At 46.3% G+C, this 25,538-nt stretch carries 21 protein-coding genes; 11 read left to right on the forward strand and 10 right to left on the reverse strand.

All coding sequences use genetic code 11. The annotated features are described in order from the left end of the window. Positions 1–241 precede the first annotated feature (241 nt). A complete protein-coding gene (locus HH196_RS03350; RefSeq protein WP_169450666.1) occupies positions 242–2,071 on the reverse strand; it encodes an ABC transporter ATP-binding protein in 1,830 nt (609 codons plus the stop codon). Between the two features lie 164 nt (positions 2,072–2,235). Here HH196_RS03350 and HH196_RS03355 point away from each other — a divergent pair, with 164 nt between their 5' ends. From HH196_RS03355 to HH196_RS03365, 3 genes are all read left to right on the forward strand, one after another. After that, the gene (locus HH196_RS03355; protein ID WP_248276885.1) at positions 2,236–2,859 is read left to right on the forward strand and encodes a TetR/AcrR family transcriptional regulator; all 624 of its coding nucleotides are present in this window, start codon (positions 2,236–2,238) and stop codon (positions 2,857–2,859) included. A gap of 94 nt (positions 2,860–2,953) precedes the next feature. Further along, complete coding sequence (locus HH196_RS03360; RefSeq protein WP_169450667.1) at positions 2,954–3,613, forward strand: response regulator transcription factor; 660 nt, start codon at positions 2,954–2,956, stop codon at positions 3,611–3,613. 3 nt (positions 3,614–3,616) lie between these two features. Beyond that, positions 3,617–4,978, forward strand: coding sequence for a histidine kinase dimerization/phospho-acceptor domain-containing protein (locus HH196_RS03365; protein ID WP_169450668.1), 1,362 nt, complete (start codon positions 3,617–3,619; stop codon positions 4,976–4,978). On the opposite strand, the gene guaD is transcribed toward HH196_RS03365, so the two are convergent. From guaD to xdhA, 4 genes are read right to left on the reverse strand one after another with little or no spacing between them, the layout of a single operon-like run. Next, positions 4,968–6,272 carry a guanine deaminase gene (gene guaD / locus HH196_RS03370; RefSeq protein WP_169450669.1) on the reverse strand — a complete coding sequence of 435 codons (1,305 nt, stop codon included), beginning with the start codon at positions 6,270–6,272 and terminating at the stop codon, positions 4,968–4,970. The two genes, HH196_RS03365 and guaD, sit on opposite strands and share 11 nt — an antisense overlap. Positions 6,273–6,274: 2 nt before the next feature. Further along, on the reverse strand, positions 6,275–7,045 hold the full coding sequence (xdhC, locus tag HH196_RS03375; protein WP_169450670.1) for a xanthine dehydrogenase accessory protein XdhC: 771 nt from the start codon (positions 7,043–7,045) through the stop codon (positions 6,275–6,277). A gap of 3 nt (positions 7,046–7,048) precedes the next feature. Continuing rightward, positions 7,049–9,325, reverse strand: coding sequence for a xanthine dehydrogenase molybdopterin binding subunit (xdhB, locus tag HH196_RS03380; protein ID WP_169450671.1), 2,277 nt, complete (start codon positions 9,323–9,325; stop codon positions 7,049–7,051). Continuing rightward, the gene (gene xdhA / locus HH196_RS03385; RefSeq protein WP_169450672.1) at positions 9,325–10,719 is read right to left on the reverse strand and encodes a xanthine dehydrogenase small subunit; all 1,395 of its coding nucleotides are present in this window, start codon (positions 10,717–10,719) and stop codon (positions 9,325–9,327) included. The genes xdhB and xdhA overlap by 1 nt, the downstream gene beginning before the upstream one ends. A 222-nt stretch (positions 10,720–10,941) precedes the next feature. Between xdhA and HH196_RS03390 the strand changes: the two genes are divergently transcribed. The 6 genes from HH196_RS03390 to HH196_RS03415 all read left to right on the forward strand — a co-directional run bounded on the left by HH196_RS03390 (position 10,942) and on the right by HH196_RS03415 (position 17,639). Next, on the forward strand, positions 10,942–12,309 hold the full coding sequence (locus tag HH196_RS03390; protein WP_169450673.1) for an 8-oxoguanine deaminase: 1,368 nt from the start codon (positions 10,942–10,944) through the stop codon (positions 12,307–12,309). 9 nt (positions 12,310–12,318) lie between these two features. Beyond that, positions 12,319–12,807, forward strand: coding sequence for a xanthine phosphoribosyltransferase (gene gpt / locus HH196_RS03395; RefSeq protein ID WP_169450674.1), 489 nt, complete (start codon positions 12,319–12,321; stop codon positions 12,805–12,807). A 215-nt stretch (positions 12,808–13,022) separates the two neighbouring features. Continuing rightward, on the forward strand, positions 13,023–14,543 hold the full coding sequence (locus HH196_RS03400) for an ABC transporter ATP-binding protein (protein ID WP_169450675.1): 1,521 nt from the start codon (positions 13,023–13,025) through the stop codon (positions 14,541–14,543). Beyond that, positions 14,540–15,619, forward strand: coding sequence for an ABC transporter permease (locus tag HH196_RS03405; RefSeq protein WP_169450676.1), 1,080 nt, complete (start codon positions 14,540–14,542; stop codon positions 15,617–15,619). Before HH196_RS03400 ends, HH196_RS03405 begins: the two co-directional genes overlap by 4 nt. After that, positions 15,619–16,542, forward strand: coding sequence for an ABC transporter permease (locus HH196_RS03410; RefSeq protein ID WP_211160813.1), 924 nt, complete (start codon positions 15,619–15,621; stop codon positions 16,540–16,542). The genes HH196_RS03405 and HH196_RS03410 overlap by 1 nt, the downstream gene beginning before the upstream one ends. Before the next feature lie 26 nt (positions 16,543–16,568). Next, positions 16,569–17,639 carry a BMP family ABC transporter substrate-binding protein gene (locus HH196_RS03415; protein ID WP_169450677.1) on the forward strand — a complete coding sequence of 357 codons (1,071 nt, stop codon included), beginning with the start codon at positions 16,569–16,571 and terminating at the stop codon, positions 17,637–17,639. A 64-nt stretch (positions 17,640–17,703) separates the two neighbouring features. Here HH196_RS03415 and HH196_RS03420 read toward each other — a convergent pair whose 3' ends face one another. The 3 genes from HH196_RS03420 to HH196_RS03430 all read right to left on the reverse strand — a co-directional run bounded on the left by HH196_RS03420 (position 17,704) and on the right by HH196_RS03430 (position 21,214). After that, complete coding sequence (locus HH196_RS03420; protein ID WP_169450678.1) at positions 17,704–19,146, reverse strand: sigma-54 dependent transcriptional regulator; 1,443 nt, start codon at positions 19,144–19,146, stop codon at positions 17,704–17,706. 24 nt (positions 19,147–19,170) lie between these two features. Beyond that, on the reverse strand, positions 19,171–19,389 hold the full coding sequence (locus tag HH196_RS03425; RefSeq protein ID WP_371807845.1) for an Hpt domain-containing protein: 219 nt from the start codon (positions 19,387–19,389) through the stop codon (positions 19,171–19,173). A gap of 616 nt (positions 19,390–20,005) precedes the next feature. After that, positions 20,006–21,214, reverse strand: a complete 1,209-nt coding sequence (locus HH196_RS03430; RefSeq protein ID WP_169450679.1) for a hypothetical protein — start codon at positions 21,212–21,214, stop codon at positions 20,006–20,008. 804 nt (positions 21,215–22,018) lie between these two features. Between HH196_RS03430 and HH196_RS03435 the strand changes: the two genes are divergently transcribed. Then, positions 22,019–22,603, forward strand: a complete 585-nt coding sequence (locus HH196_RS03435) for a uridine kinase (RefSeq protein WP_169450680.1) — start codon at positions 22,019–22,021, stop codon at positions 22,601–22,603. 222 nt (positions 22,604–22,825) lie between these two features. On the opposite strand, the gene HH196_RS03440 is transcribed toward HH196_RS03435, so the two are convergent. Then, entirely contained in the window at positions 22,826–23,983 is a 1,158-nt protein-coding gene (locus tag HH196_RS03440; protein ID WP_169450681.1) for a DUF6538 domain-containing protein, read from the reverse strand. A gap of 48 nt (positions 23,984–24,031) precedes the next feature. Between HH196_RS03440 and HH196_RS03445 the strand changes: the two genes are divergently transcribed. Continuing rightward, complete coding sequence (locus HH196_RS03445; RefSeq protein WP_169450682.1) at positions 24,032–24,274, forward strand: hypothetical protein; 243 nt, start codon at positions 24,032–24,034, stop codon at positions 24,272–24,274. Between the two features lie 52 nt (positions 24,275–24,326). Here the strand turns inward: HH196_RS03445 and HH196_RS03450 are convergent, their stop codons facing one another. Continuing rightward, complete coding sequence (locus HH196_RS03450; RefSeq protein ID WP_169450683.1) at positions 24,327–25,499, reverse strand: nucleotide sugar dehydrogenase; 1,173 nt, start codon at positions 25,497–25,499, stop codon at positions 24,327–24,329. Positions 25,500–25,538 lie beyond the last annotated feature (39 nt).

Below are 25,538 nucleotides of genomic sequence, written 5' to 3' on the forward strand. Positions count from 1 at the left end.
TGACAGGACGTCAGCGATGAGCAGCGGAGACAGGATGTCGACTCTGTGAAGTATGGAATTGGCTTCAGGAAAAGCACTGCGCGCGCAACGTGCCGAAGGCCGAAGTAGCGGGGGTGCCCCTTTTGGTTACTTTTCGGGCAAGCGAAAAGTGACAATGTCCTGCGTGAGCGGGATATTCGCTCTAAAGCTCTAAAGCTCTAAAGCTCTAAAGCAATAATTCTATAAAATCGATTCTCGGTTGTTATTCCAACCCTAAAAACCCACCCGTCTGATGCGCCCACAGCTGCGCATAGATTCCACCTGAAGCGAGAAGTTCTTTGTGACTGCCCTCTTCTACTATCTCACCTTGATCGATTACGATCAGGCGATCCATGGCTGCGATGGTAGATAGGCGGTGGGCGATAGCGATTACGGTTTTACCTTCCATTAACTGATAGAGGCTCTGTTGAATAGCAGCTTCTACTTCAGAATCTAGGGCCGATGTCGCTTCGTCTAGCACCAGTATTGGCGCATCTTTAAGAAGCACACGAGCAATCGCGATACGCTGACGCTGGCCACCAGAAAGCTTAACGCCGCGCTCGCCAACTTGGGCATCTAAACCGCGATTACCATCTGGGTCTGTAAGTTGTTCAATAAAGCTATCTGCCTGTGCCTGTTTTAGCGCAGCAAGAAGCTCGGCTTCTGTGGCATCAGGGCGGCCATAAAGGATGTTTTCTCGAATTGAGCGGTGCAGCAGCGAGGTATCCTGTGTCACCATCCCTATCTGTGCCCTCAAAGAATCCTGAGTGACTTTTGATATATCGCAGTCATCAATGCTCACTTTACCTTGCTGCAGCTCATAGAAGCGAAGCAGAAGGTTAACAAGCGTTGATTTACCAGCACCCGACCTACCAACGATACCTACTTTCTCGCCAGGTTTAATTTGCAGGTTTAGAGACTTGAATACTGGGTTGTTCGCGTCATAAGCAAAAGAGACCCGGTCAAAGTGGATGGCACCTGCAGGTACTTCAATATCCTTAGCATCATCACTATCAGTGATGCCAATCGGTTTGGAGAGTGTGCGCATTCCATCAACGACAGTACCGATGTTTTCAAACAGTGCGCTGATCTCCCACATAATCCAGTGAGAAATACCTGCAAGACGAAGCGAAAGACTCACTGCAATTGCTATTGCCCCAACGGTTACAGCGCTTTCAGACCAGAGGTAAATTGAGACAGCCGCTGTGGAGAGCGTCAGCAAATAGTTGATCGTGTTAACTGAGGTATCAAATCCGGTACCCATGCGCATCTGTCGATAGACGGTATCAAGGAAGATATTCATGCTCTCACGGGCATAATCAGATTCGCGATCAGTATGAGCAAAGAGCTTAACGGTGCTGATGTTGGTGTAGCTATCGACGATACGACCGGTCATTACAGATCGTCCATCCGCCTGCTCAGTCGCAATCTTCTTAAACTTAGGTACGAAAAAGAGCTGAATGCCGATATAAGCCACAAGCCAAATCAGAAGCGGCAGCATCAATCGCCAGTCAGATTGTGCAACCAGCACCAACATAGAGATGAAATAGACAGCCACATAGACCATCACATCCAGAAGCTTCATCACGGTTTCTCGAACCGCCAGAGAGGTCTGCATCACTTTTGTTGCAATACGACCAGCAAAGTCATTTTGATAGAAGCTTAGGCTCTGTTTAAGTAGGTAGCGATGCGCTAGCCAGCGAATCGACATCGGGTAGTTGCCTAGCAGTGTCTGATGCATGATCAGTGAATGAAATAGCGAAAGCGCAGGAAAGACAATTAACAGTATGGCAGCCATTAGCCAGAGAGAATCCCCCTTCTCCGCGAAAAGCTGATCAGGCTTGTAGATAGAGATCCAATCGACAAGATCTCCCATGAAGGAGAATAGCAGAGCCTCAAGAATGGCTATGGTCGCAGTCGCAAGTGAGAGTAGCGCCAGAGGTACTTTAAAACCACGACTGTAATAGAGACAAAAAGCTAGCAGCGAGTTAGGCGGCTGAAGCTCTTTAGTTTCTGGGTAGGGATTGGTGAAACGTTCAAAAAGCTTAAACACAGCCTGTCCTTGTATATATCGCTACAGATTTGATCTCGGCATGGAAATTGAGTGAGTTAAAAACTTGACCAAATGCCCAATAAAGTTAGAGTAGTCATTATCGTATGAGATGAGTGCTGTACTCAACTCAATTCACCCCGTTTATGCTTTCAGGGAAAGATTTAATGAAACAGGAACCACAGGGCGGCGCTATTCGCGCTAGAAACCGTGATCTGATCATTCAGGCAGCCATCCAAGAGTTTGCAGCAAAAGGCTTTCGTGGCACCACCGTTCAGTCGATTGCTGATCGAGCTGAACTGCCAAAACCCAATGTCCACTACTACTTCGGTAACAAAGAGGCGCTCTATCAAGAGGTGCTCGCTAACATCATGTCGTTGTGGGATGGCTCGCTAGATGAGCTTAACGCGGACGATGATCCAAGCTTATTTATAGCTGAATATATCGAGCGTAAAGTACTGTTTTCTAAAGAGAACCCGGAAGCTTCCCGCATCTTTGCAGCGGAGATTTTAAATGGTGCTCCACATATGAAAGCGCAGTTTGGTAAGCGCTACCATGAGTGGTTTATAGGACGCAGCGAGATATTCAAAACCTGGCAAACAGCAGGAAAAATTAATGCGTCAGTAAGTCCAGAGCACTTACTATTTATCATCTGGGCTGCAACGCAGCACTACGCTGATTATGAGTATCAGGTTAAAGCAGCCTTGGGCGTACGCAAAATTTCGCAGGATCAGTTCCAACGAGCGATCGACACACTAACCCACATCGTTCTGGCTGGAATTAAACCCTAATTCAGGTTGGTTTAATCGAGTGCTGGCGAAATAGGCATACAGAACACGGGTTCTTTTCATAAGTTCTTTTTAGAGTCTCTTTTTAGAGGTAAGTATGCGAATTCTACTGGTAGAAGATGAAACTGGTTTGGCGAATGCCCTTTCCGAGCACCTAGAGCTGCAGGGTATGGCTGTTGATGCCTTTGATCAACTGCGCCAGGCTGAGCTCGCTATCCGCACAACTGAATATGATATTGTCCTGCTCGATCTGCAGCTTGTCGATGGTGATGCTATTCCTTGGCTTAAAAAGCGTCGTCAGGTGGGTTTGGTTACACCAGTTATTGTTTTAACGGCTCGAGACCAGATATCTGATCGTATAGCGGGGCTTGATGCTGGCGCTGATGATTATGTGATTAAACCCTATGACCTTGATGAGGTGAGCGCCCGAATTCAGGCGGTCACACGTCGAGGTGCAGGGTTGGCAACTAACGCAGTAACCTATGGTCGCGTTACCGCTGATCTGCAGAAGCGCTCTCTTGAGATCGATGGTGAATTGATTGACCTAACCGCTCGTGAGTGGAGTATTTTGGAGACGCTGATTAAGCGCCCTGGCCATGTGGTGAGTAAAGAGCAGATTGAAGATCGCCTTTACGCCTTTGGGCATGAGGTTGAGAGCAACACCGTTGAGGTTTATATAAGCCGTCTTCGCAAAAAGATGGGTAAAGATCTTATCAAAACAGCGCGTGGCCTAGGTTATCGCCTAGAGGCCGAATAAATAGTGCGTCTACAACCGAAAACGCTTGCTGCACAGCTAGGTGTTCAAATTGCCATCAGCCTCGTGATGGTTTGGGTTTTGGCTACCGGTCTTGCGCTATGGGTTCTGATCAAAGAGCTCAACTCATCTTACGATCAGGGTTTAAAAGAGACTGCGCAGCGTATCTTACCTCTGGCCATCAGTGACTATCGCCTAAACCAATTTGGCCTACTTGATCTACGCCCCGAGCTTAGTCTTCTAAACTCTCTAACCCTAGGTATTGGACCTCGCATATTGGGGGACCAGCCTGAATATCTGATGTATCAACTTCGAGATAGACAGGGTCGTGTGTTGGTTCGCTCAAATAATGCACCCGCTGCACCCATGCTTGAGGATATGTCCTTGGGCTTTACACATGTAGCCAACTACTCAATCTACACAGCCACAACGATGGATGGTCGATACTTTATCCAGGTTGCAGAGACCACAGAGCACCGCTACGGCGTACTGTTTGATACTGCCCTGCTCTTTTTAATGGTCTTTGTAATTGCACTGCCACTGAGCGTTTTGCTGGTCTACCTTGCCGTTCGCAAGCGTCTCAATCCGATACAAAGTTTCTCGCGCGCCGTGGCTCAACGCCATGGCAATAACCTAGTATCAATTGAGCAGCGCGATCTTCCGGATGACTTCATCGAAGTGCAAGAGGCCACCAACGCCCTGCTAGAGCGCCTCAGAGGTGCGTTAGCCGCAGAGCGTGAGTTTGCCGCCAATAGTGCACATGAGCTGCGTACCCCGCTTGCAGTTGCCTCTGTGCAGATTCAGCGTCTGCGCCATGAGTTAGGCGATTCTGATCAAGCAGAACGTCTGCACACTGTAGAGCAGAGTCTTAGCCGCTTAACACGTCTAATCGATAAGTTACTGCAGTTGGCTCGCGCTGAGTCCGTATCGCTCTACACCGGAGAGCCCACCGATATTCGTATGATCGCCACCATGGTTGCCCGCGAATTAAATCCAGAGGGTCATCGTGTCGAACTGATCGGAGCTGGAGCTAAACTGTCAATCGACCCTGATGCAATTGCTGTCGTGCTCTCAAACCTAATTGAGAACGCCCTAAAATATGCGCCTGATGAGAGTCCGGTAATTGTGAACCTAGAAGAGAATGGTCAGTTCAGTGTTGCTAACTTAGCCCCTGACCTCTCAGAGTCGGATCTTAAAACCTTACAACAGCGTTTTGTTCGTGGTTCGCAGCGTTCGAAACCCGGTAGCGGTCTAGGTTTGGCTATTGTGGGGACAATGGTTGAGCAGCTTCAGGGTGTTCTTGAGTTGAAACTTCAAGGTAAAGGGCGTGGCCAACGCTTGGTTGTGATTGTATCGCTTACTCAGTGATCGCGGACTTTCGTGTCGGCTCACCTAAGATGTAAGTTTCCGCTACAGCACGGTCATCACCCAAGATCATCAACGAAAACAGCGTATCTTCAATCGACTCTGACTGTTTAGTACGCTCACTTAGAATGGCCGTTGCATTCAGGTTTATACGCAATATATCTGCCTCTTTACCCACTTCAATCGAACCGATCTTATCCTGATAATGCAGTGCCTCTGCGCCGGCCAATGTAGCAAGATAGAGCGCATCCATAGCGCCTAACGATGCACCCTGTAGTTGCTGAACCTTGTAAGCATCCGATTGGGTGGTGAATTGCGACAGAGAAGTGCCAGCGCCAACGTCTGTGCCCAGAGTAACTCGTACTCCAGTCTCACGTATCGCTTTAAGCGGAAACAGGCCAGAACCCAAAAATAGGTTTGAAGATGGGCAGTGGCAGATCGTCGCATCACACTGGTGCATACGTTCAAGATCCTGCTTATCGAGATGAATACCATGCGCAAAAACGCTGCGATCCGTAACAAGACCAAAATGGTCATAGACATCAAGGTAGCTACGTTGCGCTGGGAATAGCTCACTAACCCATTCACACTCGGCACGGTTCTCAGCCAAATGGGTGTGAAGATAGGTACTGGGATACTTTTTAAGAAGGTCGCCCGCAAGCTCTAGTTGCTGCTCTGTTGATGTTGGGGCAAAACGCGGAGTTATTGCATAACCTAAGCGACCTTTGCCTTGCCAGCGCTCGATTAATGCCTGGGATGCATCATAACTGCCCTGTGCATCGTCGAGAATCTGGTCTGGGGCGTTACGGTCCATCAACACCTTGCCGGTTACCATACGCAAATTACGCGCATACGCCGCTTCGTAGAAGGCATCAACTGATTCACTGCTCGATGTTGCAAAAACAAGTGCTGTGGTTGTCCCCTGCTTTAACAACTGCTCTAAAAACCACTCAGCCTTCTCGCTGGCATAGGTTTTATCGCGATACTTGAGCTCAGTTGGAAAGGTGTATCGGTTTAGCCAGTCTAGGAGTTGCTCGCCATGGGCTCCGATCATCTCAAGTTGGGGATAATGAACATGAAGGTCAATCATTCCTGGGATGATCAGTTGGTCCGGAAAGTGTTCAACCGGAATATCTGCTGGAATAGTAGCCTTTAAATCAGTAAAGCTACCAACCTGACTGATAATGCCATCGCTGATGACAATCACTCCATCTGAAAGATAGAACCAACCACTCTCTCCCTGCGGCTTAGCTGTACAGGAGAGTATCTGGGCGCGAAGTATACGGTTTCGGCTCAAGCTTACTTATCCTGCTGTAGTCGTTGCATGAGATCGGCGGTTACTGAAATAGCGATTTCAATCGGTAACTTGGTATGCAGACCCGAAAGTCCAATAGGCGCATGAACACTATTGATCAAAGCCTCATCAATACCGCGCTGCTGCATCCGCTGTTTAAACTTAAGCACCTTAGTATCTGAACCAATCATGCCGAGATATTCGGGCTTTGTGTTGGCAAATGCTGCTAAAAGTAGTTCCATGTCTAAATTGTGATTGTGGGTCATGATAAGCACCCAAGCATCACTGGGTAGTGATGACGCAACATCCACAGGGTCTCGTTCTATACGATTTACATTATCTGGTAACTGGCTTGGGAAGAGTTCATCACGGTCATCAATCCAGTGCACAGCGAACGAGAGTTGCGAAATAAGGGGAACTAACGCTTTTGCAATATGGCCCGCGCCAAATAGATAGAGAGGCTTATGCGCAGCATTAAACACTTCAAAGAGAACTCGAACTTCACCACCACAACACTGACCAAGGTTGCCTGCTAAGGTGTATTCAAGTTCATGTAAACCCGCGCTGCGCGTTACAAGTAGCTCGCGGGCATGTTCAATAGCTTGGTGTTCTAGATTACCGCCGCCTAGTGAGTCAAAAGTCTCCGTCTCCGTGACTAACATTTTAGCGCCAGATGAACGCGGACTTGAGCCTCGCTCACCTATCTGAGTCACCAATACAACCGGTTTACCCGCTTGTAAAAGTTTCGCAAGGCGTGCGCTCCAGACATCACTCATTGTTTAAATCCTTGTGGCGTAAATCGTGTTAAGTATCGCTTCAGGCGTTGCCGGTGCAGGCAAGCTCGGAGAGGTACGATAACCGCTTACACTAGAAATTGCATCGCGAATTGCACACCAGACCGATATTCCCAACATAAATGGTGGTTCACCCACCGCTTTCGAATGGAATACAGTCGCCTCTGAATTGGGCTCATTCATCAGCTCAATGTTGATCTGCTTGGGTCTATCGCTGATTGCCGGAATTTTATAAGTCGAGGCCCCCTGAGTTACTAAGCGACCCTGTGCATCCCACTTCAACTCTTCAGATGTAAGCCAGCCAGCACCCTGCACAAAAGCTCCCTCGATCTGTCCGATATCTATAGCTGGGTTAAGCGATGCACCGGTATCGTGAATAATATCGACACGTTCAATTGTCGACACCCCAGTCAACTGGTCTATAGTCACCTCAGAACAAGCAGCACCATAGGCGAAGTAGAGAAATGGATTCCCTGATGCTGTCTTATGGTCGTACCAGATCTTTGGCGTTTTATAGAAACCAGTAGCCGAGAGCTGAATACGCTCCATGTACGCTGCCTTAATGAGCGCGGCAAAAGAGATCTCTCCCTCTGGCCAGCTCACCTTGTCCTCAGCAAACACCAGAGATTCAGCCTCAACACCCTCTTTTACGACCAGGTGGTCGATAAGACGCTGGCGTAATTCGATTGCCGCATTTTTTGCAGCCATTCCATTTAGATCGGTACCGCTACTGGCAGCCGTTGGTGAGGTGTTTGGAACCTTATCTGTGCGTGTGCTCGACATCTTAACCCGCTCAAGTGAGACCCCCAGTACAGCAGCTACTATCTGAGCAACTTTCGTGTATAAGCCCTGTCCCATCTCGGTACCAGCTTGGCTTACTAGAATTGAGCCGTCAGTGTAGATGTGAACCAAAACACCCGCTTGGTTGAGGTGTGTGGCGGTGAATGAGATACCGAATTTAACGGGTGTTAACGCAAGCCCTTTGAGGAAACGAGGTGCTTTAGAGTTGTATTCAGCTATCGCTTTACGGCGATTATCATAGTCACTAGATATACGAAGCTTAGCGACGAGTCGGCGTAACAACTCACCTTTCACAGGCTGGCCATAGACGGTCTTCTCATCTAAATAGAGGTTATCCATGCGTACATCTAGCGGATCTCGATTGACCGCTCTAGCTACATCATCGATTAGTGCCTCGGCAGTGATTACCCCCTGTGGGCCACCAAAACCACGGAAAGCGGTGTTTGAAACCTTATGTGTTTTCCAGCGTTCACCCAAGATGGTCATTGCAGGGAAATGGTAGGCATTGTCAGCATGAAACATCGCTCTATCAACAATGGCATCACTCAAATCGGGTGAGCAACCACAGTCACCATGTACCTCAATATCAGCAGCTAATAACTTACCCTGGTTATCAAAAGCTACTTCGTAACTGTTCTCAAATGGATGGCGTTTACCCGTCACTTGCATATCAATGCTACGCGGCAGGCGAAGTTTTACCGGACGTCCTGTTTTAACAGCTGCCATGGCGGCTAGGCAGGCCCATGCGGCTGCTTGAGACTCTTTACCGCCAAATGCACCACCCATACGCCGCACTTCAACAACAACCTGATGGAATGGAATATCCAGCACTTCAGCGATGAGTGTTTGTACCTCTGTCGGGTGTTGTGTTGAGCTCTGTACGATAACTCCGCCATCCTCGGTAGGTGTCGCTAACGCTACCTGCCCCTCAAGGTAGAGATGCTCCTGTCCACCAACGACTAAAGTGTTTTTTAATTTCATCGGGGCACTTGCTAAAGCTGAATGTGCATCCCCTTTCGTCATTCGATGGGGTGGTCGTACACGCAACTGCTGTGCCTTGGCTTCGGTAATAGTCAGTACAGGCTCTTTTGATTCATAGGTTATGGATGCTTTTAAAGTGGCGGCACGAGCTGCGCGTTCCGTTTTTGCAAGTACGACCAAGATAGGCTGGCCATAAAATTGAATATCCGATTCAGTGAGAATTGGATCGCCCTTAAATATTGGGCCAACATCGGTGATGCCGGGAATATCAGATAGTCGCAGAAGCTCAACCACACCCGCGCTATCGCGAACTGCATCGGTGTTGATCGACTCAATGGATCCATGAGCGATCGTGCTTAAAACCAGGGCCGCATGCAAAGTACCATCAGGCGCTGGCAGGTCGTCGATATACTGGGCGCGCCCTGTAACATGCTGTAGAGCACTTTCGTGTGCAATCGATTTACCAATTGAAGAGCTCATCACACCTCCTCCGCTGCATTGCACAGCATCGCGTGTATTAGATTCGCAGCTGTTGTTAAACGGTAGGCTGCTGTTGCACGAAGGTCACTCATCGGAGAGATCTCTTTGCTCAGCAACTCTTCAATCTGTTTAGCAGAAAGAGCATCTACATCCTTTCCACACAACTGTTGAGTGGTCGTAGTCAGCTTATATGGGGTCGCTGCTACACCGCCTAAGCCTACGGATAGGCTCTCTATAGCTCGATTATTAATTGTTACTGCCATGGCAATGGCGACGGCTGAAATGTCGTCATCCATGCGCTTGGAGACCTTTTCGAAAAAGATTCGCTTGAACCTATTGAGCGGTACTTTAAACCCTTGAATAATCTCATTCGCTTGAAGATCTGTAGCACGATAGCCCTTGAAGAATTGCTCAAGCGGCAGAGAGCGTCTCTCTTTGGCCGAAACTATATCAACCTCGGCATTGAAGGCTAAAAGAATTGGAGCCAAATCACCAATGGGTGATGCGTTGGCGATAGAGCCGCCAACAGTAGCCCTGTTGCGTATCTGGTATGCAGCAAAGCGCTCTAAAAGATAGACAAGTGCATGCAATTCAGCTTCTTTCGCAAAATCATAAAGCCTTGTCAGCGAAACACCTGCGCCAATCGTTAGCACCTCAGAGTCTAATGAGAGTGTCTGTAACTCCTCAACTCGCAGTGTTGAAATCAATACAGGTAGGGTTTTGAGTTGCTGTGTGACTTCAAGCATAAGATCTGTGCCACCAGCGATAATTCGTGCATTGGGATGGTTACGCCAATACCCAAAGAGCGATTCGAGGTTGCGTGGCTGAAGAAAACTTGGGGCTGTAGCTTCGGATTGCGCAATCTCATTCAGTGCTTTAGCAATCTCTGCAGCTTGCTGATCGTACTGATCACCCTTGCACTCACTCTGTTCTACCGCTTTTACGATCGGGCCATAGCCGGTACAGCGACATAGGTTGCCCCCAAGCGCTAAGTCGATTTCGTGATGCGTTGGTTCAGCGTTATGGTGTTTCAACGCAAAAGCGGACATTACAAAACCTGGTGTACAGAATCCGCACTGAGAAGCGTGTTGTGAGATGAATGCCTCTTGCAGTGGATGGAGTGACTCCTTTGTTGCAAGATCTTCAATGGTCACTAATCCTTTACCGTTGAGCTCTGCAACAGGAAGTAGACAGCTATTAACTGCCTCGTAGACAAGTTTTCCATCTTTTTGGCTCGAGATTAAAACAACCGTACAGGCACCACAGTCACCTGCGGCACAACCCTCTTTCGTTCCTTTTAGGCGTTTTACATCGCGAAGATACTCAAGGAGTGTTGTATCTGCACTCGGTATATCGGTTAGTTGAATTTCACCGTTGTGCCAGTATCGAATCATCTGTAACGCCCATGGATCCAGTAAATAATAGTGTGAGTGTCTTAAAACCTAACTATATGGTCAAGTTTTATAGATAAAATTGCTGACTCTTTGGTCTAGTTTTGGTTGTTTTAAGGGCGATATTTCTGTTCAATTGAACGCCTATTTAGGCCATTCCCTTAAGTTACTCTCATGATTCGATCTTATAGAGAGTAGTTTTGTTGTAAAGGTAAATTCTGATTAATGTCTACTAAGCGCACAACTTGGCTTGCTAATCCGCTAGCTATCTTCACAGGAACTGATGAAGACGCGCGTGGCGGTCTTGTGGTAAGTGGACCTGTGATAGTTGAAATAGTCCCTCTGAATTCTGAGCCTGTAACGCCATATGAAGAGAAGGTTTATCTAACGGATCAGGTGGTTATTCCAGGTTTGATTAATACTCACCACCACTTCTACCAGACACTGACTCGAGCCCTACCAGCCGCACTCAATAAGGAGCTATTTCCTTGGCTGCAGACGCTCTATCCTGTGTGGGCAAACCTTGATCCTGAAGTGCATCGTGCAGCTACTCGTTTAGCATTAGCCGAACTCCTTCTATCGGGCTGCACAACAGCGTCTGACCACCACTACCTCTTTCCAGCTAATCTAACCGATGCGATCGACCATCAAGTTGAGATTGGCTCTGAAATGGGTGTTCGTCTTGCGTTAACTCGCGGTTCGATGAGCCTGGGTAAATACCAGGGTGGATTACCGCCAAACTCAGTTGTACAAACTGAACAGGCGATTCTTGCTGATTCCGAGCGCTTAGTAGCCAAGTATCATGATCGCTCTAGATTCTCGATGAGCCAAATCGCATTAGCCCCCTGCTCGCCATTTTCAGTGACCACTGAGTTGATGCGTGATACCGCAATCATGGCAGAGAAATTGGATGTTCGTCTCCATACGCATCTTGCTGAGACAATCGATGAAGAGAACTTCTGTGAAAAGATGTTCGGAATGCGCACAGTAGATTACTTAGAGTCTGTTGGCTGGCTCTCAAATCGTACTTGGCTTGCCCATGGCATACACTTCAATGAAGCGGAGATTAAGCGCCTAGGCCAAGCTGGTACCGGTGTATGCCACTGTCCAAGCTCGAATATGATGCTGGCATCAGGTATATGTCACGTTAAAGAGTTAGAAGTTGCGGGTTCGCCAGTTGGATTGGGTGTGGATGGGTCGGCATCGAATGACTGCTCGAATATGATTCAAGAGGTTCGTCAGGCGATGTACATTCAGCGTCTTCGCTACGGCTCCTCAGCGGTCACACACTTTGATGCCTATCGCTGGGGAACTTCTGGTTCCGCCAAAGTATTAGGTCGTGATGATATCGGCACCCTGGCTAAAGGTATGGCTGCAGATATCGCTACCTTTAAATTGGATGAGCCACGATTCTCAGGCGCTCATGACCCACTGGCTGCCCTGCTTCTCTGTGGCGCGCACCGTGCAGAGTCGGTCATGGTAAATGGTGAGTGGCGTGTTAAATCGGGTGAGCTGGTCGGTATGGATATCGAACAGATTATGTATGAACATAAACGTGCAGCAGCAACACTTGCTGCCCGTGCAATAGCATAGAGATTTTTTATGACCCCCCACAATAAAGATTTCCCAGTATCTTGGGATGAACTTCACCGTAACGCTCGTGCCCTCTCGTGGCGCCTGCTAGAGCAAGGCCCATGGAAAGGGATTATTGCGATTACCCGTGGTGGGTTGGTGCCAGCAGCTATATTGGCGCGTGAGATGGATATACGCCTTATCGATACTATCTGTGTTCTCTCTTACAGCAATTCAGATTCAGGTGAAGCTTCAGTACAGGGTTCAATCGAAGTTCTTAAAGGTGTTAAAGGTGACGGCGAAGGCATGTTGCTGATCGATGATCTTGTAGATACTGGTCGCACAGCGCGCTATGTGCGCGAAATGCTTCCTAAAGCGCACTTTGCAACGCTTTACGCTAAGCCATCTGGTAAACCCTTGGTTGATACCTTCATTACCGAGGTGAGTCAGGATACTTGGATTAGATTCCCTTGGGATATGGTGCAAACCTTTGCGCCACCATTAGCCGAAAGTCGGTGAGATATTAGCAACTAAACAGTGAGAAAATATTGCTGTTGTGAGTTGTCCGGTTCGCTACTATCAATCGATAGCTTGCAGTGATGTAAAAACAGAAGATAAACTTCTGATTATAAATAGAATATTGATTTAACCAGGCGCTTGAGTGGTCCTAAACTCTGAGCAGGTTGTGAGTGCAGAACTGGTTAAACGAGCATAAGAGTAGGATAAGTTTGTCCATGACAGAGACGCTTCTAGATATCAATGGCATAACCAAAGCTTATCCTGGTGTCGTCGCGAACAGTAATATCTCATTTAAAATCGATAAGGGTGAGGTGCATGCGCTTCTTGGCGAAAATGGCGCTGGTAAAAGCACCCTAGTAAAGATGATCTATGGTCTAGTGAAACCTGATCAAGGCACTATGACCTTTAATCAGTCAGACTATGCTCCGGCCTCCCCTAATGCTGCACGCTCTTCAGGCGTGGCGATGGTTTTTCAGCACTTCTCGCTTTTTGATGCGCTATCAGTAGCCGAAAACATCTCCCTAGGCATGGATAATGCCCCTTCTCCAAAAGAGCTCACAGATAAGATTAAGGAAGTCTCTCACGCCTATGGCCTTCCACTTGAGCCAGATCGTGTAGTGGGTACACTTTCTGCCGGTGAGAGGCAGCGCGTTGAAATTATTCGCTGCCTACTTCAAAACCCTAAATTATTGATCATGGATGAGCCAACCTCGGTTTTAACACCGCAAGAGGTTGAGATTCTTTTCACCACGTTGCGCCAGTTAAAAGCAGAGGGCACGGCCATACTCTATATCTCTCACAAGCTTGAAGAGATCCGTGCGCTCTGTGACTCGGCAACAATTCTTCGTCATGGCGAGGTGGTTGATACCTGTATTCCTGCAGAGACTACTGCACGTGCCATGGCTGAAATGATGGTAGGCACCAGCTTTGCTTCACCCGCCAAGGCGGATCGTCCCAAGGGCGAGACTGTGCTTTCAGTTAAATCCCTTTCTACTCAGTCATCTGAGCCTTTTGGGACATCACTTCGCAATATAAGTTTCACAGTTAAAGCGGGCGAAGTTCTTGGAATTGCTGGGGTAGCAGGTAACGGTCAAGATGAGTTGTTAGCCGCCCTCTCAGGCGAACATATCACTGCCCCTGAAACCGTAGATTTTAAAGGCCGCGCCGTCGGTAATTTGGGTCCCAACAAGCGCCGTGAGCTTGGATTGCTTAGCGCACCAGAGGAGCGTTTGGGTCATGCAGCAGCGCCTGCTATGTCCCTTAAAGAGAACTCTGTAGTCACTGCAGCACGACGCATGTCTCTTTTAAATCAAGGGTTTATAAGTTGGAGTTCAACTGATGATTTCACTCAGAAAATCATCTCCGAGTTTGATGTACGTACCCCAGGTACTCATACACCTGCGGGCTCCCTCTCGGGCGGCAACCTCCAGAAGTTCGTTGTAGGACGTGAGGTCCTTCAGAACCCTGAGTTGTTGGTTATTAACCAGCCTACTTGGGGTGTAGATGCTGCAGCGGCAGCCTCTATTCGCCAGAAGTTACTGGATCTTGCCGATGCTGGTGCAGCAGTCATTGTTATTAGCCAAGACCTTGATGAGTTGTTAGAGATTAGCGATAGCTTCTGTGCCCTTAATGAGGGCCGTCTATCGAGCATTCTACCAACTGCAGGCCTTGAGTTGGATCAAATAGGTTTGATGATGGGTGGTTCAACTGAAGCGGCTCAGGAGGTTGCACAATGATCCGTTTCGAAAAGCGTCTTGCCCCATCACGCACAACTACAATACTGACTCCAATCTTCGCGGTGCTGTTAACTATGATTGCCGGCGGCATTATGTTTGCAGCGCTCGGCAAACCGCCACTAGAAGCGATACGCATTATCTTCTGGGATCCACTGTTTGATCCTATGTTTGCTGAATACTCGCGCCCCCAGCTACTAGTTAAAGCCGGACCTCTTATTCTTATCGCGATTGGCTTATCAGTCGGTTTTAAAGCTGGTATATGGAATATCGGGGCCGAAGGTCAATACATCATGGGTGCCATCTTTGGTGCTGCGGTAGCTCTATCCGTCTACCCTGCCGAGTCAGCCTTTATATTCCCCGCTATGATTGTCGCTGGCGCTTTTGGAGGCTGGCTCTGGGCAATGATCCCAGCAATCCTAAGAACTAAGTTCAAAACCAATGAGATTTTGGTCTCTTTAATGCTGGTATACGTAGCTGAAGCGATCCTAGCATCTGTATCTCAGGGGCTTCTAAAGAACCCGGAGGGTTACGGTTTCCCTGGTTCTCGTAACCTGCAGCAGTATCCAAGTGCTTTCAATGAAGAGATTTTCGTTAACTCAGGCATGCACTGGGGTGTATTTACAGCCTTTGCGGCAGTTATCTTCATCTACATCATGATGACTCGCCACATTCGTGGTTTTGAGGTGCGCTTGATGGGTGAAGCTCCAAAAGCTGCGCAATTCGCTGGTGTCTCTACAACTCGCTTAGTGATCTTCTGTTTAGGCTTCTCCGGTGCTCTGGCTGGTCTTGCTGGGATGTTTGAAGTAGCAGGTCCTGCTGGACAAATCACTATCGATTTCAACTCTGGTTATGGCTTTACGGCAATTATTGTCGCCTTCCTAGGGCGTCTGCACCCAGTCGGCATTCTTCTTGCTGGACTATTGATGGCGCTAACCTACATTGGTGGTGAGCTTGCACAGTTGATGCTGGGTGTACCAGGAGCTTCGATTCAGCTGTTCCAGGGTATGTTGCTACTCTTCCTATTGGCGACAGATATCTTTACAAATTACCGCGTACGCATAGGAGGAGCTCAGTAATGGATTTCCTAGGTATCGATCCAGTTCTATTGATCGCCTCTCTAATGGTCTCTGCAACCCCTATTCTTCTAGCTGCTATTGGTGAAACGGTGGTTGAGAAGTCAGGTGTGTTAAACCTTGGCGTTGAAGGAATGATGATTGTGGGAGCGGTAACGGGTTTTATCGCTGCAGTGAACACTACCAGTCCTGTTATTGGCTTTGTTACTGCCGCTATCGCGGGTGCGCTACTATCGATGGTCTTTGCAACGCTCGTACTCTATTTCAAATCCAACCAGGTAGCGACTGGCCTAGGGCTTACATTGGTAGGACTAGGTATCTCTGCTCTACTGGGTAAACCCTATGAGGGGATTAAATCACCTACCCTAAAGCCATTAGATATCCCAGCGCTGTCAGATATTCCAGTTTTTGGCCGCATGCTCTTTTCACACGATGCGATGGTGTATCTATCAATTCTGATTGTCGCTCTGGTCTGGTACACACTAAAATACACGCGAATTGGACTCATCCTTCGTGCTGTTGGTGAAAACCATGATGCAGCGCACGCTTTGGGTTACAAAGTAATACGTATTCGATTCCTTGCCATTATGTTTGGTGGCGCCTGTAGCGGATTAGGTGGCGCATATATCAGCCTTGTTCGTGTTCCACAGTGGACAGAGGGTATGACGGCTGGCGCCGGCTGGATAGCTCTAGCTATTGTCGTATTCGCAAGCTGGAAGCCTTGGCGTACACTCGTTGGCGCTTATCTGTTTGGCGGAATCACAGTTTTACAGTTAAATTTGCAAGCAGCGGGCGTCGATATACCGGTAGAGTACCTGTCTATGTCGCCATTTGTGATCACCATCATCGTGCTTGTTATTATTTCGGCTAAAGGGAATCATGGCGCCCCCGCCTCCCTTGGCCGTCTATTCCATGCTTCTAATTGAGGCAAACATTAACCAGGGAGTAATCCATGAAACTTAAATCAATCCTAGCAACCTCAGTTGCTGCAATTGCGATGAGCACCGCTGCTATCGCTGCCGACGTAAAAGTTGGTTTCGTCTTCGTTGGCCCAGTGGGTGACGGTGGCTGGACTTACGAGCACAACCAGGGTCGTCTTGCTGTAGAGAAGAAGTTTGGTGACAAAGTTGAGACTATCTACCAGGAGAGCGTTCCTGAAGGTGCTGATGCTGAGCGTGTAATGACTCAGATGGCGCTTCAAGGTGCTGATCTTATCTTCACTACCTCTTTCGGTTACATGGATCCAACTCTTAACGTTGCTAAGAAATTCCCTAAAGTGAAGTTCGAGCACGCTACAGGCTACAAGCGCGCTGATAACGTATCTACCTACTCTGCTCGCTTCTATGAAGGCCGTGCAGTACAGGGTCACATCGCTGGTAAGATGACTAAGACCAACAAAATTGGTTACATCGGTTCATTCCCAATTCCAGAAGTAATCCGTGGTATCAACTCTGCATACATCCACGCGAAAGAAGTTAACCCAAATGTTGAGTTCAACGTAGTTTGGGCTTACACCTGGTTCGACCCAGCTAAAGAAGCGGATGCTGCTAAAGCACTGATCGAGCAAGGTGCAGACGTAATCCTTCAGCACACTGACTCTACAGCACCACAGGCTGCTGCACAGGCTGCAGGTAACGTAATCACCTTCGGTCAGGCATCTGATATGGCTGAGTTTGGTCCATTCCCACGTGTATCTTCAATCATTGATAACTGGGCGCCATACTACATTGCACGTACACAGGCAGTACTAGATGGCACTTGGTCTTCAGTTGATACTTGGGATGGTATCGGTAAAGGCATGGTTGGTATCGGTGAAATCTCTTCTGCAGTACCTGCAGACGTTAAAGCGAGCGCAGAAGCACTTCGTGATGCTATCGCGTCTGGCAAGCACCACCCATTCACAGGCCCTCTTAACAAACAGGATGGTTCTACATGGCTGAAAGCTGGCGAGACTGCTGATGATGGCACACTTGCTGGTATGGGCTTCTACGTAGAAGGCCTTAAAGGTTCAATACCACAGTAATACACTGTTGAATTAAGCTAAGCCCCGACAACCTAGTTGTCGGGGCTTTTTTTATATCTGAAACTTAATCCCAGTTCTGTTTTTTACGGTAGAGTGTTGAAGGGCTGACCTCAAGAAGCGCAGCCGCTTTAGGTACATTACCCTCACACAGATCAATCGCATTCTCGATGATCTCACGCTCTATATCCGCTAACGGACGAATTTCACTTACTGTTTTAGCTAGGCTAAGCTTGCCAGTCGCCTTTCCAGATTTTGAGGCTGGTTTAACTTTGCGTGGTGCCGCTTGTGGAGAATCGGTCGTAGTTTGTTCAGTTTTAACCTTGCTGTCATTCAGCGGTGCTGGGAGCTGCGCAACATCGATTAAACCACCAGGGTGCAATACAACGACGTTACGGATAACGTTTTGCAACTGACGAACGTTGCCTGGCCACTCGTAACTACGGAAAAGACGCTTAACTTCATCCGATAGTCCCTCGAAGAACTTCGACTCTTCTCGTGAGTACTTATTTAAGAAGTAGTCAGCGATCAACAAAATGTCATCACCACGGTCACGAAGTGGCGGGAGGTGCATTGGAATAACATGCAAACGGTAGTAAAGATCTTCACGGAAGCGACCCGCTTTGACCTCTGCTAGAGGGTCACGGTTAGTTGCACAGACAAATCGCACGTCAACGACCTCATCCGTATTGCTACCTACCTTCTGGACAACACCAGACTGAATGAAACGAAGCAATTTTGTTTGCAGGTCTATGCTGAGCTCACCTATCTCATCAAGAAATAGCGTACCACCATCGGCTTTTGAAGCTGCACCCTCACGAGTACTTGAAGCTCCAGTAAAAGCGCCTTTTAGATGACCGAAGATTTCACTCTCCATCAGATCTTTAGGAATTGCTGCACAGTTAAGTGCGACGAAGGGACCATCTGCTCGAGCGCTCTGTTTGTGAAGCGCTTCCGCTGTAAGCTCTTTACCGGTACCGCTCTCGCCGGTAACGAATACTGATGCCTTACTTGGGCCTGCTCGCTCAATGAGCTGGTATAGCTCCTGCATCGGCTGACTGCCACCAATGAAGCTGTGGAAAGAGGTGCGCTGTGTAGCGATCTCTTCCTGCTCTGCATCGCCCTGAGCGAAACCAAGCTTTTGCACCTGAATGAATGCAGAGTTGATAGCCACCTTTAAACGGCGTGCATCAAAGGGTTTCTCAAGAAAATCAAAGGCGCCTAGTCGAATAGCATCGACCGCCATACCAATCGAGCCATGTGCTGTCATGATGATCACAAGACTGTTTAAACGGCGATCTACGATAGTTTGTAGAACCTCAAAACCATCGCCATCTGGTAAGCGAAGATCTAGCAGTACCACTGCAAACGATCTTGCCTCTAATGCAGCTTTGGCAGCAGCAACTGTACCTACACCCTCAATTTCAGCCCCATCATTGGCTAAGTATTGAGTGTAGATTCTGCGAAGACTGGCACTATCTTCGACGATCAGTACGCTATTCTGAGACATTTGAAATCCCTTCTAAAAGGTGAGTTACTGGCCTAGGCCTTTAGAAAACTTATTAAGATTGACTAGCACTTCATTTAGAAGATCTGGAATGAGGGGTACATTCTCATTCACAACTGATTCATCACCAATTTTTGCAGCCTTCTCTACTTTCTCACTGACTGCGCGAAGCTTTTCAGCACCGAAAGTTGCAGAGGTACCTTTGAGTGAATGCGCCTCAACTGCTAGCACGGCCATATCGCTCACTGCGAAAGAGTTCTTGATGCTCTCTAGTCGCTGCGCTGACTCAGCTTCAAGGAGGCATAACTATTCATAACTAATTGAATTTTAATGGCTTTTGGATATGAAAACTTTAGATTCCCCTCTTAAGTAGACAATTAAAAGGCATTTGCACACTTTGATATCTTATTTTTGTCTACACCTTAGGGTCACATTAAGATCAAACAAAATACAATTCACTTGGGATTCTTCAGGTGTCTTTTTTAATCTTTAGGCTGCATTTTACGGTGTATCAAGTGAACTATTTTGTTGAATAAGTGTAGCGATCCTTAGATATCCCAAGGTGCCGCTAAGGAGGCTACTCACTGCCTTTTACGGCTTATGGCTAGGTGAGTGTGTCCCACACTTATTTTTGCCTCTAAGGCCCTCTTAGGAGCTCCTGCAAAGCCTGGCAAGGTGGGTGGCCGGGGGAACGGCTCTGTCTTAGGTAATTAGATATGGCTTCAGAAATTTGTGTCGATTTTTAGGATACTTTCTCGCGACAGAGACTATTCATCAAGCTGCCCTTAGGCGTACTGTATACCCCCCTGGGGTCCCCCTGATTTATATAGAAGCTATCAGCAGCAGAACGCCATCAACACCCTTACCTTATAGATAACTTTGGTTCATAGCCTATGATAGACCTGAAAGACTCTAGGAGTACTTTTGAAGCTAGCTCGCAGTCTTCTAGTTTAACAATGATGCTGTCGTGTACAGGATATGCAGCGATATCATATTCATTAGCTAATCTAGCTATACAACTCAGCACAGCATCCGCTTCTCTTATTTGAAGCAATCCCCATGAAATATCTTGCCCCGTCGTTCCCGTGACAAACCCATATGATTTTTCAATCGTGGACCTGATTTTTTTAAAGGAATAATCTTTAAGATTAATACCCTCTGACTCTAATAAGCTTGATCGTTGTTCTTGAGTCCAGGTTCTAGAAGTACCGCTAGATCCAATAAGAAGTGTAACCATTGCCTTCACAACAGATCGTGGAATTTCCTCAAAACAATATGGGTCATCTAGGGTTAATGGATCAATAAAATCAGCAGTCGCGCTAGTGGCCCTTTTGATAAAGCTAGATAGAACAAGATGGCTTGATTTAATGTCTATTTCACAAACAGGCTCATCATCAATTTTTAATTTAATTCGCTGAAGAGAATTAAGAATCTGATAACTACCTCCAATAGCGTATAACCTTCCTCCTTCAAGCGGCTTGCTTACATCTTTAGAATAGTTATTGAATATGCGGTGTAAGCCGTAAAAGGGAACACCAGTGATAGGGTGCTTCTTATAGAAATGATTTAAAAGTTCAATCCTACGCCAATTTGAAAGTATATCTTCTCTTTTAAGAATAACTACTAAAGGTACTTCCTTAGCCTGAGGTTTGACTCGGCCACGTCTTGTGGGTTTGGGATACTTAGCTCTAATTAATGGAAAGGTAATGTCTTGGGCCACAAAAGCACATGACCACTCATTACCCTGGCTATGGCACCATGTCTCTATTTTACTTGTCACTTCATCTGTAAGTGCGAATGTTGTTGCTACTGACTCACCATTACGTCTTAGACCATTTTTTCTAATAACAAGGTCTGCGAGCTCAACAGAATTTACCACTTTTAAAAAGATGTCATACCCAAACGGAGCATAACTAAATGCTGACTTACTCATTTGATGATATGCAGATGGAATACCGTGCAACTGCAAGTTAATCAACTCTGCCATCAATCTTCTGTAAGCTAATAATCTTTTCTTAATTGTATCTTTAGAGGGGGCCCTACTTTTGTTAAGTAATAAGTCTTCAGGCATTAAGCTCTCTATCAGTGACGATAGCTTTGAGTCTGTAACATCTATGTTGAATAGTAATTTCATGAGCTTGTTCTGCTGCTGATAGCTTCTATATAAATCAGGGGGACCCCAGGGGGGTATACAGTACGCCTAAGGGCAGCTTGATGAATAGTCTCTGTCGCGAGAAAGTATCCTAAAAATCGACACAAATTTCTGAAGCCATATCTAATTACCTAAGACAGAGCCGTTCCCCCGGCCACCCACCTTGCCAGGCTTTGCAGGAGCTCCTAAGAGGGCCTTAGAGGCAAAAATAAGTGTGGGACACACTCACCTAGCCATAAGCCGTAAAAGGCAGTGAGTAGCCTCCTTAGCGGCACCTTGGGATATCTAAGGATCGCTACACTTATTCAACAAAATAGTTCACTTGATACACCGTAAAATGCAGCCTAAAGATTAAAAAAGACACCTGAAGAATCCCAAGTGAATTGTATTTTGTTTGATCTTAATGTGACCCTAAGGTGTAGACAAAAATAAGATATCAAAGTGTGCAAATGCCTTTTAATTGTCTACTTAAGAGGGGAATCTAAAGTTTTCATATCCAAAAGCCATTAAAATTCAATTAGTTATGAATAGTTATGCCTCCTTGAAGCTGAGTTGGCTCAAGCGATCAAGACTGCTATTTCTTTATAAATCAATAGCTTGATCATTAATTCAATGTCCAAAGGTAATCAAAATGTCTGAAATAATTGCTTGTTAGATACAGCTAAAAACTGTGTCTACTGCTGCTATAATTACTGCTTTAAATAACTTTGAATGAGACTTAACGTGACAACACTAGTAGCAATAGTCGGGGCATCAGGATCAGGTAAAAGCACTATCGCTACCCACCTCAAAGAACTATTAATTGATGCAGGATTGAATGTGTCTCTTTTTAGCCAGGATGCATTCTACAACCCTATTGGACACCCCCTGACAAACTATGACGAACCAAAGTCACTAGAGTTAGACTACCTTGCTTCTATTCTGCTCGAGCTTAAAAGTGGTCGAGCTGTGAAAATCCCTACTTATGACTTTGTAACACATAGAAGACAGAAACAAACCGAGCTTATAGAAGCTAGTGATTTCGTGATAGTGGAAGGGTTATTCCTTATCAGTAACGAGTCACTTCGCTCGGCGTTTGATAAAACAATTTACCTAGACGTTCCTCAATCTGAGTGTTTTGAAAGAAGATTGAGAAGAGATCAAAACGAAAGAGGTCGTCATCCTGAGGATATCAAAAGGCAATATGATGAACAGGTGTTGCCGGGGTTTAACAACTATATTTTACCCTTTATCAAAGAGGCCTCCATCACTATCAAACCTCAAAGTCCTTCAATGATGGCTGAAGAAATCTATCAAAATATTATTTAAAAATTTACAAGATTTAAGGTGTGATGACATTACTGAAGACAATCTTGAATGGTTGATGTCTAGTTCAATTGATGCAAGACTCTAGTAGTGGGCATTTGGGTCGCTCAAGACTCACCATCAATGACTCCAACAACCCTAAACAACCAGGAATATCTTGGGGTTTCCTGAAGTTCTCATCAATGGAGACAGTTATGGCTACAAAAAGACATCCGCGTTACACGTTTAAGTCTGAGTATCTATTCTTTTCATGAATTCATGTAAAACCTCTAAGCTGTATCCATCTCCGTATCCTGCCCCTACACTTCTTTTACTCCATCCACCCATTTGATCTATAGCTTCTGTAGGAACTTTCTGATCTCTTAGCCTATCTCTGAATCCATGCCTAAGCCCATGGACAGTAGCATCTTTTGAAATATTAGCTTTAAACCATACTGAAAAATTACCACTTGCAGTCTCAGCGCGAACTTGTGTGTCGTTAGAGTATCTAGGAAAGCAATGCTTTGATGTGTTTTCTGAAGCAAGTATCCTTCTCGCCGCCCAAAGAGAGATCCCGACCAAGGGGACTAATCTTTTACTGGATGTAGTTTTAAGTCTTCTATGAGGATGCTCCTGAATACATACATGAGGTATTGGGTGATCCAGACATATATCTGATTTCAGAAGACCAACCGCTTCACCTAACCTCATTCCACTGTCGCTAATCAACGCTAACAAGTGACGAATATCATCATCAGCTTTAACGCACTTTTGTTGTATCAGTTCTAATTTATCACCTTTGATTGAACATCTTTTATCTGAATCAGTTTTAGGGGGCAGGTATACACCAAGAAGCGGGTTTCTAATCTCAATACCATATTCACTAATAATGAAATTAAGGACCGACCGAACACCTGAATAGTAACGATGTACAGAGCTCATCTTTAATCCTTTTTTTACAAGCCAGTCTCTGTAATTAGCTGCATCCTTTGTTGAAATATCAGTTAAAGCCTTTTTCTTAGTGGCTTTAACAAAGTATTCAATTGATCTTGTAGTCTGAATGTGGAAGTTTCTACCCCTGTTATTGCCCTTTAATTTTAGATACAGCTCAAGCGCTTCGTTGAGCGTTGGAAGTTTATTCTGTTTGATACCTTTGGTGCTATTAGCTAAGAACTGGGCTAGCGGTACATCATTTTCATTAAGTCTCAACTCAAACCAATACTGGTCAAGCCTAGAAGATAGAACCTTAGAAGCTAGGGCTGCTTGTTCTCTGATTTTTGTTTTAAGACTTTCTACAAGCCTATCTGAACAATAATGATGTCTTAGGTCTTTAGGCACGCTTCTTGAAAAGTAATAAACGCCATTCTTCTTAAACGTGTAACGCGGATGTCTTTTTGTAGCCATAACTGTCTCCATTGATGAGAACTTCAGGAAACCCCAAGATATTCCTGGTTGTTTAGGGTTGTTGGAGTCATTGATGGTGATTTAAAACTATTTGGATCCAAGCTAGAGTCTGATGAAACTCAAGCACCAATCGAGGATCTGCCACTTTGTCAGGGTGTTATTGCACCATCTAAACTGAAGCCTAACTATCAGTTTGATGAGATCGAAGAGCAGTTATGGGGCTTTGAACTAGCAAATGAGAAACAGGGCTTCTTCGCCAGTCTCTTTAAAACCATTAAAGCGGCTTTCTAAAAAGGGGTAAAAAAGGAGAGCCTCGGCTCTCCTTTCTATTTTTATATTCAAGTTAGCTGTCGCTATTGAAGATGTCTCGGGTAAATACCTTATCAATAACATCCTCTAGCTCTTCATCCATACGGTTGCAGACAATAACATCAGCGTCTGATTTAAACGCCTCTAGATCAGCATAGACCTTAGAGTGGAAGAAGCTCTCTTCATCTAGCACAGGTTCGTAGACGATAACTTGAATCCCTTTGGCTTTAATACGCTTCATCACACCCTGAATAGCAGATGCACGGAAGTTATCTGAGCCTGATTTCATCACCAAACGATACAAGCCTACCGTTTTTGGATTGCGTTTAATGATTGAATCAGCGATGAAATCCTTACGGGTGGTGTTTGACTGAACAATCGCGCCAATCAGGTTACTTGGCACGTCGTTGTAGTTAGCCAGCAGCTGTTTGGTATCTTTTGGTAGGCAGTAGCCGCCGTAACCAAAGCTTGGGTTGTTATAATGAGTACCGATACGCGGATCCAGCCCAACCCCTTCAATGATCTGACGAGTATCAAGATCGTGAGAGAGCGCGTAGGTATCTAACTCATTGAAATAGGCTACACGCATCGCAAGATAGGTATTTGCAAATAGCTTAATCGCTTCAGCTTCCGTACTGCCGGTAAAGAGTTTCGGAATATCCTGTTTGATTGCACCTTCAGCAAGCATAGCTGCAAACTTCTCTGCACGCTCAGAACGCTCGCCAACAACAATACGTGACGGGTGAAGGTTGTCGAACAACGCCTTGCCTTCACGCAAAAACTCTGGGGAGAAGATGATGTTGTTTGAATCAAACTCTTCTCGCAGATTGCGTGTATAACCTACAGGAATGGTTGATTTAATAACGATCGTCGCTTCTGGGTTAATCCGAATAACATCGCTAATTACAGATTCAACAGAGCGAGTATTAAAGAAGTTGGATACAGGGTCGTAATCGGTGGGTGTTGCGACGATCACATATTCGGCATCACGATACGCAGCTTCAGGCGAAGTTGTTGCAGTAAGGTTGAGCTCTTTTTCTGCTAGGTAGAGTTCTAGCTCATGATCTTCGATAGGCGCCTTACGATTGTTAACGAGATCTACACGGCTAGCGTCGAGATCGATAGCGACTACTTGATGGTGCTGTGCTAACAACACAGCGTTCGACATACCTACGTAGCCAAGTCCTGCGACTGCAATTTTAGTCATAGTAATACCGGTCTATAAAAACCGGCATACTATACAACA

Origin of the sequence: Marinobacterium sp. LSUCC0821 (genome assembly GCF_012848475.1) — a bacterium.
GTDB lineage: Bacteria > Pseudomonadota > Gammaproteobacteria > Pseudomonadales > Balneatricaceae > Marinobacterium_E.